At 60.9% G+C, this 16,326-nt stretch carries 16 protein-coding genes; 9 read left to right on the forward strand and 7 right to left on the reverse strand.

Annotation, left to right across the window (positions count from 1 at the left end; all coding sequences use genetic code 11):
- Positions 1-439 precede the first annotated feature (439 nt).
- Positions 440-1,132, reverse strand: coding sequence for a Crp/Fnr family transcriptional regulator (locus LZG00_01580; protein MCF3592683.1), 693 nt, complete (start codon positions 1,130-1,132; stop codon positions 440-442).
- A 237-nt stretch (positions 1,133-1,369) separates the two neighbouring features.
- On the opposite strand from LZG00_01580, the gene LZG00_01585 reads away from it, so the two are divergent.
- Together LZG00_01585 and LZG00_01590 are read left to right on the forward strand one after the other, a co-directional pair.
- Positions 1,370-2,791, forward strand: coding sequence for a cytochrome P450 (locus LZG00_01585; GenBank protein ID MCF3592684.1), 1,422 nt, complete (start codon positions 1,370-1,372; stop codon positions 2,789-2,791).
- Positions 2,791-3,927 (forward strand): alkane 1-monooxygenase, encoded by a 1,137-nt coding sequence (locus tag LZG00_01590; GenBank protein MCF3592685.1) that lies wholly within the window; start codon positions 2,791-2,793, stop codon positions 3,925-3,927. Before LZG00_01585 ends, LZG00_01590 begins: the two co-directional genes overlap by 1 nt.
- 66 nt (positions 3,928-3,993) lie before the next feature.
- Here the strand turns inward: LZG00_01590 and LZG00_01595 are convergent, their stop codons facing one another.
- The 4 genes from LZG00_01595 to LZG00_01610 are packed head-to-tail and all read right to left on the reverse strand — an operon-like array spanning position 3,994 to position 6,963.
- Complete coding sequence (locus LZG00_01595) at positions 3,994-4,509, reverse strand: DUF2478 domain-containing protein (GenBank protein MCF3592686.1); 516 nt, start codon at positions 4,507-4,509, stop codon at positions 3,994-3,996.
- 24 nt (positions 4,510-4,533) lie between these two features.
- On the reverse strand, positions 4,534-5,439 hold the full coding sequence (locus tag LZG00_01600; GenBank protein ID MCF3592687.1) for a U32 family peptidase: 906 nt from the start codon (positions 5,437-5,439) through the stop codon (positions 4,534-4,536).
- A gap of 4 nt (positions 5,440-5,443) precedes the next feature.
- On the reverse strand, positions 5,444-6,421 hold the full coding sequence (locus LZG00_01605) for a U32 family peptidase (protein MCF3592688.1): 978 nt from the start codon (positions 6,419-6,421) through the stop codon (positions 5,444-5,446).
- Entirely contained in the window at positions 6,421-6,963 is a 543-nt protein-coding gene (locus tag LZG00_01610; protein ID MCF3592689.1) for an SCP2 sterol-binding domain-containing protein, read from the reverse strand. The genes LZG00_01605 and LZG00_01610 overlap by 1 nt, the downstream gene beginning before the upstream one ends.
- Positions 6,964-7,128: 165 nt before the next feature.
- Here LZG00_01610 and LZG00_01615 point away from each other — a divergent pair, with 165 nt between their 5' ends.
- Together LZG00_01615 and LZG00_01620 are read left to right on the forward strand one after the other, a co-directional pair.
- Entirely contained in the window at positions 7,129-8,625 is a 1,497-nt protein-coding gene (locus tag LZG00_01615; GenBank protein ID MCF3592690.1) for a UbiD family decarboxylase, read from the forward strand.
- The gene (locus tag LZG00_01620) at positions 8,622-9,182 is read left to right on the forward strand and encodes a UbiX family flavin prenyltransferase (protein MCF3592691.1); all 561 of its coding nucleotides are present in this window, start codon (positions 8,622-8,624) and stop codon (positions 9,180-9,182) included. The genes LZG00_01615 and LZG00_01620 overlap by 4 nt, the downstream gene beginning before the upstream one ends.
- A gap of 15 nt (positions 9,183-9,197) precedes the next feature.
- Here LZG00_01620 and LZG00_01625 read toward each other — a convergent pair whose 3' ends face one another.
- Positions 9,198-9,614 (reverse strand): Rrf2 family transcriptional regulator, encoded by a 417-nt coding sequence (locus tag LZG00_01625; protein MCF3592692.1) that lies wholly within the window; start codon positions 9,612-9,614, stop codon positions 9,198-9,200.
- 89 nt (positions 9,615-9,703) lie between these two features.
- Between LZG00_01625 and LZG00_01630 the strand changes: the two genes are divergently transcribed.
- The 5 genes from LZG00_01630 to LZG00_01650 are packed head-to-tail and all read left to right on the forward strand — an operon-like array spanning position 9,704 to position 13,640.
- Positions 9,704-10,132 (forward strand): group III truncated hemoglobin, encoded by a 429-nt coding sequence (locus tag LZG00_01630; protein MCF3592693.1) that lies wholly within the window; start codon positions 9,704-9,706, stop codon positions 10,130-10,132.
- Between the two features lie 36 nt (positions 10,133-10,168).
- Positions 10,169-10,675: a hemerythrin domain-containing protein gene (locus LZG00_01635; GenBank protein MCF3592694.1), complete on the forward strand. Its 507-nt coding sequence runs from the start codon at positions 10,169-10,171 to the stop codon at positions 10,673-10,675.
- A 30-nt stretch (positions 10,676-10,705) separates the two neighbouring features.
- Positions 10,706-11,743, forward strand: coding sequence for a nitronate monooxygenase (locus LZG00_01640; GenBank protein ID MCF3592695.1), 1,038 nt, complete (start codon positions 10,706-10,708; stop codon positions 11,741-11,743).
- 2 nt (positions 11,744-11,745) lie between these two features.
- Complete coding sequence (locus tag LZG00_01645) at positions 11,746-12,444, forward strand: 5-formyltetrahydrofolate cyclo-ligase (GenBank protein ID MCF3592696.1); 699 nt, start codon at positions 11,746-11,748, stop codon at positions 12,442-12,444.
- Positions 12,441-13,640, forward strand: coding sequence for an NnrS family protein (locus LZG00_01650; GenBank protein ID MCF3592697.1), 1,200 nt, complete (start codon positions 12,441-12,443; stop codon positions 13,638-13,640). Before LZG00_01645 ends, LZG00_01650 begins: the two co-directional genes overlap by 4 nt.
- A 50-nt stretch (positions 13,641-13,690) precedes the next feature.
- On the opposite strand, the gene LZG00_01655 is transcribed toward LZG00_01650, so the two are convergent.
- On the reverse strand, positions 13,691-16,018 hold the full coding sequence (locus LZG00_01655) for a penicillin acylase family protein (protein MCF3592698.1): 2,328 nt from the start codon (positions 16,016-16,018) through the stop codon (positions 13,691-13,693).
- Between the last annotated feature and the right edge of the window lie 308 nt (positions 16,019-16,326).

Below are 16,326 nucleotides of genomic sequence, written 5' to 3' on the forward strand. Positions count from 1 at the left end.
AATGCGCCAGGGTCAGGGCTTCAGGGCTACGTGGACGCGCTGAACATCGTGAACACCGCCCAGGGCGCGCAGATGTCCTATGAGGGGCATACGATCCTGCTGGAAGGCGTCAATGCCGCTGAACTTGGGCTGGAAGATTTCACCTTCATTTAAATCGCCTTTGCAAGTCTTCCCTGCCCGGCAGCGGGCAGGGATACCTACACCTCTACGCGGGAAGCTGAAACTGCGCTCAGGTAATTTGTCAGATCATTTCTTGCGCGCGTGTCAGCGCAAGCACCAGCCAGTAATACATCGCGACAATGCATGGTTTAGAACTTCTTGCGAGTTATTGATTGGATCATGCGCAAAAGGTCTGAGCTTTTTTGATTTTCTCAGGTGTTTTTCAATTACTCGGTGGCTCACGCCGAATACAAAACCTGTTTGAACTTTCAGAGGCGTGTCAACTCGCTTCGCGGTGTTTCAGACTTGGCATTTCGACCCAACGGCCCGATGACTGGAGCAGCCCTTCGTCTTGCAACCGGCGCAAGAGACGCGACAGAGTTTCTGGCTGAACCCCCAGAATATCAGCAAGATCCTGGCGCGAGATCGGCAGACGCATACGCCAAACATCGCCTTCCTCCTTGCCATGAGCGGCCATGAGGTCTTCCAGAAGCTGCGCCAAACGTTGCTTGTTGGGAATGCGGGCGGCGTCCTGTATGCGTTCATGGCATTGATCCAGCTCATTCGCACAGCGTTCCGCCAGACGGACAAGAACCGCCGGGCAGGCCTGTATGACTTGCTTGGCATCGCGATGCGCAACTACACAGACCCTTGAAGGCAACAGGGCCTGGGCTTCGGAGCGATGCTCGCGTCCGGTCAGAAATGCGCGATACCCGATCAACTCTCCGGGGTAGGCAAGCCGCAGCAGGCTCGATGACCCGTCAGGGCAGAAACTGCGCAGGGCGATCAGACCGCGTGATACGCAATAAACCCCCTCGCTGGCCGCGCCCTGATGATAAAGAACACTGTCGCTATCCAGTTCGCGCCGCGTAAAACTTCGGGTGAGAGTGGAGATATCGCTGCCCGCAACTGGCTGCCATAGGCTTTGCTCGTAGAAACGGCAGTTGCCACAGGGGTGTTCCTTTTTCGTCATTGCGTTCTCCAAACACACCGGGCGCCGCATTTGGAACTGGCCAAGCGACATATCCGAGAAATAAGAAATCAATTACCACAATCGCGTCTTGACCGAGATCAAACACGCAACGGAAACAATCTATTTCAAAGCAAAGCGGCAGAATTTTGACGCCCGTCAAAGACGCTCGGCGTCGCAATGCCCAGTGTTGCCGAAATGTTCGGCCCCGTTGGGGCGACATGCAGAAAGGGCATCCGCTTGTTTGATACCAATGAACCCCTGCCTGGTCCCTTGCCGCCCAAACCGGCATCGCGGGCTGGAAAAGTCTCGCTCTGGACCTATTTCAAGCTGTTCAAGAAGGACATTCTCTCGGCGCAGCCCGCGCGTCTCTATCGCGCCTGGATGGCCGAACTGCGCACGCCGTTCTTTCGCTCATACATGTGCAACGATCCCGATCTCGTCAATCTCGTGCTGCGTGAACGGCCGATGGATTTCCCCAAGTCCGAACGTATTCGTGTCGGGTTGAAGCCGCTTCTGGGCGAGTCGATCTTCATTTCCAACGGTCCGCTCTGGGAACATCAGCGCCGCATCATCGATCCGGCCTTTGAGGGCGGTCGCTTGCGCACCGTGTTCCCGTCGATGTGGGACAGTGGCGTTGCGGTGGTTGAACGCTTGCGCCCGCTGGCCGATGGCAAGCCGGTCGAAATCGAAAGCCATACCAGCCATGTCGCGATGGACGTCATCTTTCGTACCCTGTTTTCCGTCCCGGTCGAGAATGAAATTGCCAGCGCAGCCTTCGCCACTTTTCGCGAACATCAAGAGGAGCAACCGGTCGCAAACCTGTTTTCTCTGCTGCCCTTGCCAAAATGGTTCCCGCGTTATCATTCGCGCCGCACGCGTCGCACTGCGGCCACGATCCGCGGCCTGATCGCCCAATTGACCGAGGCGCGGGCGCGTGAAATCGCTGCCGGTAAAGCGCCTGACGATCTTGCCACCAAGATCATGACGACACCCGACCCCGAAACCGGCAAATGTTTCGAAACCGAGGAAATGATTGATCAGGTCGCCATTTTCTTCCTCGCCGGGCACGAAACCTCCGCCGCCGCTCTGGCTTGGTCGCTCTATCTGCTGGCCACCAATCCCGACTGGCAAGAGCGCGTGGCCGAGGAGGCTCAGACCTCGTTTGACCCTGAAAAGATCTATTTTTCGACCGTCAACAAACTGCGTAATTCGCGCGCCGTGTTTCGCGAGGCAATGCGCCTTTATCCCCCCGTGCCGATGTATGTGCGCGAGGCAAAATGTCCTGAGCGGTTCCGCGAACGTGATATCAAACCTGGCTCGCAGGTGATCCTCAGCCCGTGGCACCTGCACCGCCATGAACGCCTGTGGGAGCGGCCAGATGAATTTGATCCCGGCCGCTTTGAAACGCCCAACGGCAAGGAATGCCTGCGCAAGGCCTATATCCCGTTTTCCGCCGGTGCGCGGGTCTGCCCCGGTTCGGCCTTTGCCATGGCCGAAGGCACACTTTTGCTGTCGATGCTGGTGCGCGCCTATCGCTTTGAAGCCATCGAGGGCCGCGCGCCCGTCCCCGAGGCCCACCTGACCGTGCGCGCACGCGACGGTATCTATCTGCGCCTGATTCCGCGCGACACAGACGCCCTCAAAAACAAGGCCGAGTAATGACAAAAAGACCCGCTGCCGCCCTTCGGGCATGGCCCTACTGGTTGACCCTGACGTTCGTTCCTCTGGTAATTCTGGCCGTCACCCAAGGCGGCTGGACCATCCTGTTGATCCCCGCCTATGGCTGGGTGCTGATGCCGTTGCTCGACACCCTTTTGGGCAAGAACCTGACCAACCCCGACCCCGACACCCCCGACAGCGAACTGTTCTGGTTCCGTCTGCTGACCTGGATCTGGTTCCCGATTGAATTCTGTCTGGTGTTCGGCGCGATCTGGGCGCTCACACATCTTGATGGCTATTCCACGCTTGAAACCTTCGGGATCATGTTCGGCATTGGCGTAACCACCGGCACCGTCGGCATCGTCTATGCGCATGAATTGTTTCACAAACCCGCAAGGTTTGAACGCACCTTTGGTGATCTTCTTATGGCGATGGTCCTCTATGGTCATTTCCGCACCGAACATCTTCTGGTGCATCACCCCCATGTCGGCACCCCGCGCGACACGGTGACCGCACGCTATAACGAAAGCTTCCTGCGGTTCTTTCCCCGCGTGCTGCGCCAGGGTCTCGGGTCTGCCTGGCGCGCTGAAAAGGCCATGCTGGCCCGACGTGACCGTGGCCCCTGGCATCCTTCCAATCCGATGTTCAAATACGCCGCTTTGCAACTTGCGTTCCTTGCGCTTGCCTTTGTCATCGGTGGCTGGATGGGTGTCGGCCTCTTCGTTTTGCAAGCCTTCCTTGCCGTTTGGCAGCTTGAGTTGACCAACTATGTCGAACACTACGGTCTGACGCGCGAGTACAAGGGCGACGGAAAATATGAACCCGTGCGCGCGCATCACTCGTGGGATTCGGCGCACCGCGTTTCGGGGTTGCTCTTGATCAACCTACAGCGCCACGCCGATCATCACCTGCACCCGATGCGCCGCTTTCCGTTGTTGCAGATTTTCGATGAAAACGAAGCACCGCACCTGCCCACGGGCTATCCGCCGATGACCTCAATGGCGATGTTTCCACCGCTCTGGCGTCGCCGCTTCAATCCGCGCGTGCGTGCGTGGCGCAAGAAATTCTATCCCGAGATCGAGGATTGGACGCCCTACAAGGAAATGTCATTCCCGCCCCCGCGCGGCGCGGGCTGAGGGCTACCCATCAATAGTGTGGGCGTTTTGCATCAAATCCGTGACCCGGATTAAATGCAAAGCGCTTTAACCCGCCGACGCAATCGCGGTCAGGCACCACGAGCTGATCGCTTCGGTATCGGCGGGCAGAGGTTCGGCCAAGCCATCGGTAAAGTCGTCAAATTCTTCGCGACTACCGCTGCCCACGCCAACCAGAACGGGAATGCCAAGCTCCAGCGCGCGCCCGATCACATTGCGAAAGCCACGCCCCTCGGCCTCTTCCGGCCCGAATTTGTTCAGGATAAACACCTGCGCCAGCGACAGATCGCCGTTTTCGACCTGCGCCACCGCGTCGGCAATCGCCGCCGGATCAAGCCGACACGCGTCCGAGCCGTCGCCCAGATCCTGCGTGATCTTGATCACCGGGCCGTTCGGCAAAACCCGCACCTTCATGTCACAGCCGTTTTCAAACGCGCTCTCATAGGACAACTCCTTGACGATCCCGGCAACGCTGATCTGCTGGCCTGCAAGCAACGCGGCCGCCTCGGCCAAAAGCCGATCGGTTTCGCCACGTTCCGGAGTGCTGACAAAAGCTATCTCCATGACATTCTCCCTTTTGGTTCTGTTTCAGGCTTTGACCATCGCGCCCGACCATTCGGCGCCGCTGGCACCCGTCAAAAATCCGTCGCTCAACCGGATACCCGGTTGCATGACCTCCAGAGCCTCGGCCACCGCGCCGCGCGCAATCTTGCCGTCGATGCGGTCGCGGTAAAGCCCACAGACCGCCGCGAAATCTCCGGTATGGGGCGACAAACGCAAGCGGGCGATGCCAAGTTCCTTGAGCAATTCGATCTGATGATCGGCGCAGGCGAAACTGTCCGACAGTGTCTGCACGCCATTCATGGCGAGGAAATCCTGTCCCTCAAGTGTCGAAACATCCAGCCCATCCGGGTCATCCTCACAGGCGAACTGGCAATTGTCCTTGGTGCGGCCATGCAGGCGCGCATGATAACAACGACCCGAAATCGCCAGCGGCAACCGTCCATGCCCCCAAACCTCTATCGCAACGCCCAGTTCGCGACCCAGTTGGGCCAACATGCGCACCGGATCAAGCGGCAACTCCGGCGGCAGGCAAATGCTGGTCGCGCCACGCTCGGCCAACCATTTCAGAGTGCCCTCGTTATAGACATTGACCAGCGGCCCAACCGAAAAAGGCACCCCCACGGGCAGATAAGCCAACATCGACAGATCATTGACTTCAACCTCGACCCCGGCCTCGATCAATTCGGCGCTCAGTTTGCGTTCGCGTTTCAGAGTGATCAGCGCCAGCGAGGTCACGGCCACATCTTTCCCCGCGTTCAGCAGCGTCTCGATCGCCGCCGGGATGCGGTCTTGATAGAAGGGCAGGCGTTTGGAGCAGACCAATTCGCCCAAAACGACCCGGTCGACCGGCGCGGCCGCCAAGGCGTTATAAGACACGCTCCACTCCTCGGGTTTCCAGAAAAACTGGTTCGCACCAACACTCAGTTCCATGGCGTTACCTCCAGGTTTTCTTATACGCCCCGGCGGTGGCGGCCTGCCCCTCGGTGAGGCTGGCCAGCATCCCTTCGGGCATCGGCAAGCCGGCGGCCTGCGCATCAACAGCGGCGCGGAAATTACGCACCACCTGCGCCACATACGAGCGCGACCGCTGCCGCCCCTCAATCTTGAGCGCGCTGACACCGGCCTTGGCCAGTTGCGGGATCAGCTTCTCGGCATTCAGGCTCACCGGGTCTTCAAACAGATGGCCGGTTTTTTCTTCCGCCTGAAAACAACCCTTGCAGAGTGTCGGATAGGGCGCGGGCTCATCTTTGCCAACCTGGTGGATCGTATAGCCACCCAGCTTGGCCGAAAGCGCGCCCGCATCGTCGTGATATTCCACATGGCTTGCGGGCGAACAGACCCCGTGCATGTTGGGCGACTTCCCGGTGGCATAAGACGACAGCGAACACCGCCCCTCGGCCATCACGCACAGACCGCCAAACACGAACACTTCGGTTTCGACCTCGGTCTCGGCATTGATCGCGGTGATCTCCTGCACCGACAAAACGCGCGGTAGAACCACGCGCTTGACGCCAAAGGTGCTTGCATAGAAATTGATCATGTCGGCATTGGCCGCAGCTGCCTGCACCGACAGATGGCGGCGCAATCCGGGGTGATGCTTGGCGGCATGTGCCAACAGCCCCAGATCGGCAAGGATCACCGCATCGGCGCCCGCGCTCTCGGCGTCGGCGATGGCACGGTGCCATAATGGCTCTGATCCGGCGCGCGGAAAGGTGTTGATCGCCACGAGCACCTTGGCGCCGTGGCTATGCGCAAACGCGACGCCTTCGCGCATTTCCGTGCGATCAAAGTTCAGTCCGGGAAAATTGCGCGCATTGGTCTCATCGGCAAAACCACAATAGACCGTATGCGCCCCGGCCTTCACAGCGGCGCGCAGCGAGGCGGGCGTGCCAGCGGGGCAGACGATTTCCATTACCATCCGTCTTCCTCCTCATAGCGCGACAAGGCCACGCCAGTGCGCGCTTCGGCCATCGCGATCAGCCGTTTGACCTGGCTCGCAAATGGCCCCGACATTGCCTGCGCCTCGGCAGACAAATCCAGTTCGGCATCATCAATCGCATTGCGCAGCGCCAGAACGGCGGCGGTATCGCCCTCGATCACAAGATCACGTGAAAAGAACAGCGCGTCACCGTCATATGCGCCGTGCACCATCCCCAAAAGCCCGGCCAGCGGACCTGCAATTCGCGCATCGCCATGTAGCTTGCGGCGCGACAGATGCACGCGGGGTCGTCCACCGCGCGGTTCCAGCAACATCGACACCGGCAAATCGGTCGGGTCAAGCACGAATCGCGCGCGACCATATTCGCCGAGGCGGCGAAACATCGACGGGTGCCGCGTCGCCAACCGTCTTGCAAACCCCGAAAGCGCCAATGACGCAGGCGTCAGCGGCGCCAGGCGCAGTGCCGCTGCGGGCAGGCGCGGGAACAGCGGCAGGTGAACCGAATGGTCGGACATAAGGATTGCAGAGCTCCATTTTCGAGCATTCATTTGATGCAAACGTGCTGCACCAAATCCAGTACTAGCCGCTTTGCGCGCGCCATTACTTGATCAATGTCAAACTTTGCCCGCCCTCCGGGTGCTAAGGCAGCCAATAGCCGCTAGCCAAAAAGGATTTTTCCCATTCGCACGCTGCCCCCGTTCCCGACCCTGCGCGCATTTCTCGATTGGAACGCTGCCCATGGCCAGTTGACCACCGTGAGCGACCCTGTCTCGGTGCGCCATCAGATGACGGCAGTGCATCGCGCAGTGCTCGAACGCGCCGGACCGGTCTTGCGGTTCGACCATCCCGTGCTGGAAAACGGCACGCGCGCACATGCGCCGGTCGTGGTGAATATCTTTGGCACCACTGAACGCGTCGCGGCCGGGCTTGGCATTGCCCCCGAGGGGCTGGATGATCTCGGCGCCTTCCTCGCCGCCCTGCGCGCGCCAACCCCGCCTGAAGGAATGCGCGATGCGTTGTCGCGCTGGCCGATGCTGAAGGCGGCCTTGGCGACCCGCCCTAAACTGACGAAGAATGCGCCGGTGCAGCAGAACGTCATCGAAGATGTCGATCTCGCCACCTTGCCGATTCAGACACATTGGCCGGGCGATGGCGGGCCGCTGATTACATGGCCAGTGGTTCTGACCCGCCCGCATGGGTCCAAGCCTGACGACGTCAGTCACTATAACGCCGGGGTTTACCGCGCACAGGTCATCGGGCGTGACCGCATCATCATGCGTTGGCTGGCCCATCGCGGTGGGGCCGCGCATCATCGTAGCTGGCAAAAGGCGGGCGCACCGATGCCGGTCGCCATCGTCCTTGGAGCCAACCCGGCGACGCTGCTCTCTGCCGCTCTGCCGTTGCCTGAAACCGTATCCGAGCTCAGCTTTGCAGGCGTCCTTTCGGGCGCGCGTCCACGCCTCGTGCCGGCCAAGACGGTGCCTCTCATGGTGCCTGCCGATGCGGAAATGGTGATCGAAGGCTGGGTCCACCCGAGTGAGACCGCGCCAGAAGGCCCGTTTGGCGACCATACAGGATACTATAACGCGCCCGAGCCTTTTCCCGTGATGAATGTCAGCGCGCTGACCACGCGCAACGACCCGCTCTATCTCTCCACCTATACGGGCCGCCCACCCGATGAACCCGCCATCATTGGCGAGGTGTTCAACCGTCTCGCGTTGCCCGTCATCCGCGGACAGATCCCCGAAATTCGCGATCTCTGGCTGCCGCCTGCGGCTTGTTCCTATCGCATGGCGGTGATTTCGATCGACAAACGCTATCCCGGTCAGGCGCGCCGCGTGATGATGGCATTATGGGGGATGCTACCTCAATTCAGCTATACCAAGATTATCGTTGTGGTTGATGAGGACATTGACCCACGCAACTGGGATGATATCTCTTGGGCTTTAGCGACCCGGATGGATCCGGGGCGCGATGTCATGATTTTGGAAAAAACACCTATGGACTATCTCGATTTTGCCTCGCCCGAAGCCGGACTTGCTGGAAAGATCGGCATTGACGCCACCAACAAGATCGGCACCGAAACCACCCGCGATTGGGGCGAGGTCATGCAGACCGCCCCCGAAGATGCCGCCTTTGCGGCCGACCTACTGTCACGCATGGAGGGCATGGCGTGACCCGCGTCGTTCTGGGTGTATCGGGCGCGTCTGGCGCCGCAATTGCGTTGGCCACGGCGCACCATCTCGTCAAACTCGGCGCGGCTGTTGATTTGGTGGTGTCGCCCGCCGCCAAGCGGACCCTGCTTGCGGAATGTGGTGAAAACGCGCTTGCTGATCTCAGCGATCTTGCGGATCAGATGCACAAGTCCGACAATGTCGGTGCACCGATTGCATCGGGCTCGGCGCCAGTTGCCGGAATGATCGTGGCACCCTGTTCGATGCGCAGCCTTGCAGCAATTGCGAACGGGCTGGACGACAACTTGCTGACCCGCGCTGCTGGTGTGCAACTCAAAGAGCGTCGCCCGCTGATCCTGCTGACCCGCGAAGCCCCGCTGACCCTCGCGCATTTGCGTAACATGGTGGCCGTGACGGAAATGGGCGCGGTTGTCCTGCCGCCGGTGCCAGCATTTTATCTCAAACCCGCCAGTCTCGAAGAGGTGGTCGATCAGATTGCCGCGCGCGCCGTCGATCTGTTGCGTATCGCGCCGCCAATCGCGCTGGGCTGGGCCGGATAGAGCAGGGGGCGTGGCTTAAAGCACGCCATCAGGCTTGAGTGCAATATCCGCCAGCGTCGAGCGATTGAGATCAGCCAGAAACGCCGCCTCGGCCGAATGCAGGCGCGCTTTGAGCCCGCAACGTCCATGAATACTGCACGCGCCGCCGTCGACACCAAAACATTCGACCAGCGACTGACCATCCTCAAGCAGGGCGATCACTGTGCCAAGCTGAATCTCCTCGGCAGGCCGGGCAAGAACTGCCCCGCCGCCGCTTCCGCGCCGCGTTTCGATCAATCCGACGTGCCCGAGGCGCTGCATGATCTTGGCAAGATGGTTGCGTGACAGGCCGAATTCTTCTGCCATTTCTGCCGTGGAAAACGCACGATCCGGCGCACTTGCCATACGCATGAGCATTCGCAAGCCATAATCTGTGAAGGAAGTAAGACGCATTTGATTGACCTGTTTATCGAATGGGTATTTACAATACCTATTAACAAGGGTTAGATCAGTTTGCAAACACCAATCCAGCGGAGGCTCAGATGGTACAGTTACAACCCGTACCGCCGCAAATCAATTCCGCCCGCCCGGAAATGACACGTGCGGTCATGCGCGCAACCGGGCTGGATGAGGCGCAGTTAACCGCCTTGGTGCACAATTTTTATGCCAAAGTGCGCCGCGATCCGCTTCTGGGGCCGATCTTTGAGACACGTATCACCGATTGGACGGCTCATCTGGAAAGGATGGTTGCCTTCTGGTCCTCTGTCGCCCTGATGACCGGGCGTTATAGCGGCGCACCGGTTCCCGCCCACATCGGCCTGCCGGTCGCTTGGGATCATTTCGAACGCTGGCTCGCGCTGTTTGAAGAAACTGCAAGAGAGGTCTGCACACCCGAAGGTGCCGACCGTGTCATCACCCATGCAAATCACATCGCACTCTCCCTGGATAACGCCATTCAGAATGCCTCGTAGCCGTCACCCAACTCGCGTTGAAGAAAGGACTCACGCATGACCCAAGCCGCCCTGACCCCTGATGTCGCCCCGATTGATGATGCCGCAGCGCTGACGCTCTATATCGAAAAACGCTATCACCAGCGCCACCGCGAACAGCTGCCCCAATTGGCCGAACAGGCCGAGCGGATCGAGATGGTCCATGCTGGCGCAGAGAACCTTCCTGCCGGGCTTTCCGCGATCCTGCGCCGCCTGATCGGCGAGATGGAAGTGCACATGAAAAAAGAAGAGCTGATCCTGTTTCCCGCGATACGCAAGGGTGGCATACCCGGCCTCGAAAACCCGATTGCCGTCATGCGCGCCGATCACGAAGGCCATGACCGCGATATCACCGAGATACGTCGTCTGACAGGTGGCCCCACCCTGCCGGAACACGCCTGCGGCACATGGACTTCGCTTTATGCCGGGCTTGATGAATTCCTCGCCGATCTGACGGAACACATGCATCTGGAAAATGATATCCTGTTCCCGCAATTCGAACCCGGTGCGACGGTTCAGGGTTAATCAACTTACGCCTATTGTGATGATTGCCAAATGACACGGGAAGGGGCCAAAGCCCTGCACACGCCGCTTTGCGACACATTGGGATGTGATGTTCCGATCCTTCTGGCGGGCATGGGCGGCGTGTCGCATTGGGAATTGGCCGCCGCCGTGGCCAATTCGGGCGGATACCCCACGCTCGGCATGGTGCGCGAAGCGCCCGACCTGATCGAACGCGAGGTTACAGCGTTGCGCGCCGCAACCAATCGCCCGTTTGCCGTCAACCTGATACCGGCAGCCACCGATCCGGCATTGCTTGATGCCCAGATCACCCGCTGCCTCGATCTCGGTGTCGGGGCGTTCTCGTTTTTCTGGGACGTGCTTCCAAGGGCAATCGAACGCGTCAAAGCCGCAGGCTGCCTTGTTCTGCATCAGGTCGGCACGCTGGAGGCCGCGCGCGCCGCTCAAACCGCCGGTTCCGATGTCATAATCGCGCAAGGGATTGAGGCGGGCGGCCATGTTCACGGGCGCAGCGGCGCTTTCGCGCTGGCTGCCGATATCCTGAGCAGCACAGATTTGCTGGTGGTCGTCTCGGGCGGTATTGCTGATGGCGCAGGCCTTGCTGCGGCGCTCGCCATGGGCGCACAAGGCGTGCATGTCGGCACGGCCTTTCTTGCCACCGATGAATCCTTTGCCCACCCCTATCACAAGGCCCGCATCGCTAAAGCCGATGGCGCCGAGACACTGCTGACAGACGCTTTCGTGCTTAACTGGCCCAAAGGTGCGGCGGTGCGCGTGCTCGCCAACAGCGTGACAGATGCGCTGGGCACAGACCTGATGAACCACGACCCGGAAAACCTGCCGCGCGACGTCATCGCATGGGACGATGACGCGCCGCGCCTGCGTTTCAGTACCGATTCACCGCTGCGCACGACCACCGGAGATCTCGAAGCGATGGCGCTTTATGCCGGGCAGGGCGTAGGGCTGATCCATGATATACTCCCGGCGGGCGACGTTTTGCGACGGATGGTATCTGACGGCGCACAGCTGCTTGCGCGCGTCCAAACGCACACGCAGCCAAAAGGAGGCTGACCATGACCACAGATGACGAACCCCAAGGCCGCTATGCCTCCTCTCCCTGCATGGCGAGCGAAATCGCACCCGACTATTTCGACCCGCTTGGCGTCGATCCAGAGCAGGCCCGCGATGTCGCCCGCTGGCGTCGTGGCGAACGCACCCGCCTGCGTGCCGCCCGTCAGGCCCTTAGCGTCGATGCGCGCGCCGCCGTCGGTCAGGCCATCATCGACCATTTGCGTGACCTGCTCCAAACCCGATTCAACGGTGCCAAGGGGCAAATCTTCTCCGCTTATTGGCCGATCAAGGGGGAACCTGATTTGCGCCCCTTGATGCACGAGTTGCACGCTGCAGGTGTGACCATCGCCTTACCGATCGTCGAAACCAAGGCCGCGCCGCTGGTCTTTCGCCGCTGGACGCCGGACACCAAGATGGTGCGCGGCGATTGGAACATCCCCGTTCCCCCGCCCGAGGCCGACGCGCTTGTCCCCGACATCACGCTTGCGCCGCTGATGGGCTGGGATGATCTGGGCTATCGGCTTGGCTATGGCGGTGGCTATTTTGATCGCACCCTCGCCGCCCTGTCCCCGCGCCCCGCAACCATCGGCATCGGCCTTCAGACGGCGCAACTGGCCACGATCTATCCCCAGCCGCACGATATCGCGCTCGATATCATTCTCACTGACGCGGGTGTTCAGACAGAAAGGACCTCTCCATGAGTACCACCGCCGAACAAATGCGCGCCTGGAACGGGCCGACATTGCTGACCTACGGCTTCCGCCCGTTCTTCTTTGGCGCAGGTGTCTGGGCCGCTCTGGCAATGGTGCTGTGGATTCCCATGCTCTCGGGCCATATCGAATTGCCGACGCGGTTTGATCCGGTCACATGGCACTCGCATGAATTCCTCTATGGCTATCTTTCGGCCGTGGTTGCGGGGTTTCTGCTCACCTCGGTGCCAAACTGGACCGGGCGATTGCCGATTGTCGGCTGGCCCTTGGGCGGACTCTTCGCGCTCTGGATCATTGGGCGGCTGGCGGTGTCATTCTCATCAGGCTTGCCGGTCTGGCTGGTGGCGGTGGCGGACCTCTCCATGCTTGTCACGCTTGCCGCCGTTCTGACGCGCGAAATCGTGGCGGGCAAGAATTGGCGCAACCTCCTGGTGCTTTTCATGCTTGGCGCCCTGATCCTCGGCAATGGCGTGTTCCACCTTGAGGCAGCGCGCGGCGATTTCGCCGCCCAAGGCTACGGGCTGCGCATCGGTCTCGGTGCGGCGCTGATGCTGATCGGGGTGATCGGCGGGCGTATCGTGCCCTCGTTCACCCGCAACTGGCTGGTGCGGCGCGGCGCAGGTAAGCTTCCGGTGCCGCCGATGAAGACCTTTGACAAATATAGCCTCGTGACCCTGCTGATCGCGCTTCTCCTCTGGGTCGTCATGCCTGACCATATGGCAACCGGTGTCGCGCTCCTGCTTGCAGGCGTGCTGCATCTGATCCGCCTGTCGCGCTGGGCGGGCGAGCGTTCGTTCAGCGAACCGCTCCTTTGGGTGCTGCACCTCGGCTATGCACTGCTGCCGATTGGCGCACTTCTCGTCGCGCTTGAGATCTTGCGCCCCGGCGTGCTCGGTTTTGCCGCCGCGCAACATATCTGGATGGCGGGAACAATCGGGCTGATGACAGTGGCCGTAATGACCCGCGCAACACTGGGCCATACCGGGCAGGCGCTCACGGCGGGCCGTGGCACCACCGCGCTTTATGTTTGTGTGCTTGCGGCCATGCTCCTGCGACTTTTGGCGGGCGTCTGGCCAATGCAGGCAAACATCCTCTATGCGCTTGCAGGGCTTGCCTGGATAGGCGCCTACGGCGGCTTTGCAGTGCTTTATGGCCCGCTCTTGCTGCGCCCCCTGAAAACCGGCTGACATAAAGGCGAGAGGGGGGGTGACAGGATCACCACAGCACTTGCGCGCGCCTAAAGCGGGCGCAGTTCCAGCCGTTCTTGTGTCGCGCCGTCCACCGCCGCCGCGCTATAGAGCATTGGCACATATTCGCCTCTGGCCCATATCGGGGCCAGATCGGCGTAATGCGGATCACCGGGAATGCCCGACTGTCCGGGCGCATTGATCCAGACACTGTTGTCCCATGCGCCCACATCGACCACCATGCGCACCGACGCCCCGACCCGCACGCGGTAATCGCTGGCCTCGTAATGCGCCAGCATCACGGTCGTGCTGCTGCCACCCTTGTCAAACGGCCCCACGTCATAGCCCGGCCGTACCGGGCTCAGCGCGTGATCGAACCAACCCTTGTGAAGATCGCCCCACCGCCAGCGCGCAGGGTCAGTTCCAAACCGCTTACAGGTATCGTCCCACGCGCGGCCAAGCGTTTCACTTAGAAACGCCGCGCGCTCGGCGCTGTCGCCAAGCCCCGCCCGCGCGGCAAGCTCTGGGTGCGCGCCCTCCAACAGACGGACTACCGTTGCGATATTGCCGGGAACAAGAAGACTGCGCAGCGCACCGTCACCCGCGACCCGGCTCAACAAAGCGGGGCGCAGATGGCTCGATAACCAGACCTCATACAAAAGCGCGCCCGCCGATCCTGCTTCTGCCCGCCCATCCCATTCACGCAGCAAATCGCGCGCCGGTGTCGGCGCGTCATCCGGCACCAAAGCCACCAGCCGCGCGCCAAGCGCCGAATAGCTGTCAGTCTGCAACGCGCAACTGCCCGCGACATCCGTTGTCTCCCCGGCAGAAATTACCTCGGCGATGCGATCCGCCCGCCCGTCCTGATACCATTCAAAACCGATCGGCATCCCGTCATGGTCCCATCCGTCCGGCACGTTCATTTCGTTCGCGGAATGCACGAAACCGCTCTCCGGATTAACAATCGCGGGCAAGTCAGCGGCACAGAGATGCCCTTGCCATTCAAACCGACCATCCCCGCTCACCGGCGTCAAACCACGCCAGCCGGTCCTGCGCGGCACATAGGCGGCGGGCTGCCAGCAGATATCTCCGGTCACATCGCCGTAGACCAGACTGGCAGATGGCGCGCCCCAGGTTTCCAACGCTTTGCGAAACGCAGGCATCGTCTGGGCGCGCATGGATTTGAGCGAACACATATATGGCGCCGTTCCCGGATCGGTAAACACCGTGCGCACCGCCAGCGCCACCTGCGCGGCCGCATCGCGATAGACAACCGGCCCGTGCCGCGTGAACAACAACTCCAATCGTTGATCGTCATGGTCCTTGACCGAAAACACCTCTTCGATCCGCTCCATTGCCTCGAAACCGCTTCCATAGCGATACAAGTTCGGATCGTCCGGCGCGATTGCGTAAACCATGACATCTTCCTGATCGGCGCAGAAAATCGTCATGCCAAAGGCGGCCTGCCCATTGTGCCCCGCCATGATCCCCGGCGACGATGGTTCGCCCGCGCCAATAAGATCCATGCCCGGCGCGCTCAGATGCACCATATAGCGCAGCGACGGCGCACCATGGGCGCGGTGCGGATCGCTCGCCATGATCGCACGCCCCGTCGTGGTCATCGTCGGCGCGATGCACCAGTTGTTCGATCCCTCCATCGTCGGCGGCGCAACGCGTTGCACGGTCTTGCGCGCATCCACGCCCGACCACAGCTCGGCGTCTTCCAGTGTCGCAGCCAACCGTTCGGCCTCAAAGGTGACGGGCGCGGTGGCCAATTCATAAACCGCCAGCGCATCATCCGGCAGGTCAACCGCGCTGGACAATTCCCACTCATCCTCGGGCACTGAAGGCGACAGCGGCACCCGCAACAGATCAACCTCAGGATCAGCCAGCCGATGCACCTTGGCACGCGCCATTTCCGACGTCGCATTGCGCGACAGGCAATGCGTGCGGATACGCACCACATCCTCGGGTTGCCAATGCGCCGGGCGGGTGCCCAACTCGGTAAATTCCGGGGGCAACGGCAAGACCCCAGCCATCACCTGATCAATCCCGGCATTGATTCCGGCGACGAAGGCGGTGCAGATCATCTCGGAATCCGGGCCATAGGCGGCCCATTCCGCCGCCATATCGCCACGATAGAGAAACAGCCGCGCCGCGCGATCCTGCATCAGGTATCCCGGGCCAAAGTCAGCCGCCAAAAGGCCCAGGCCCCGCTTGCGCCAGAGATCAATCTGCCAAAGCCGGTCGCGCACCGCATTGAACCCCTGCACAAAGAACGCATCTTGTTGGTTTTCGGCCCGGATATGGGCCATCCCCCAAGTGTCGATCGAGATGCTGGCAGGGGCCTTCAGACCGGGCAGGGCAAGCGGATCCATTTTGTGTTGTCCTCAGTTTGGGCAGATTGCGCGGGCCAGTTTCGACCCGGCGACATCCTGCGCCGCACGGTTGCACAATTCCTTGCAGGCACTACACAATGCAAATGCCCCTTGGTGCAATACACCCGCCCTGACTTTCGCGGTTTCCCGAATACGATATTTGCGAACCACGGCGCATGGGCTTGCCGGTTTGCGACTGGGCAATCGTCATGCAATATGAACGCAGGTCTTGGGCGCGCATCCACCGGACGATTGCCAAGACGCACATTTTTCGCCGCCCGCCCTGACAATAGGGGCAATTCAAGGAC

It is taken from the genome of Rhodobacteraceae bacterium LMO-JJ12 (assembly GCA_021555075.1).
Taxonomy (GTDB): domain Bacteria; phylum Pseudomonadota; class Alphaproteobacteria; order Rhodobacterales; family Rhodobacteraceae; genus JAKGBX01.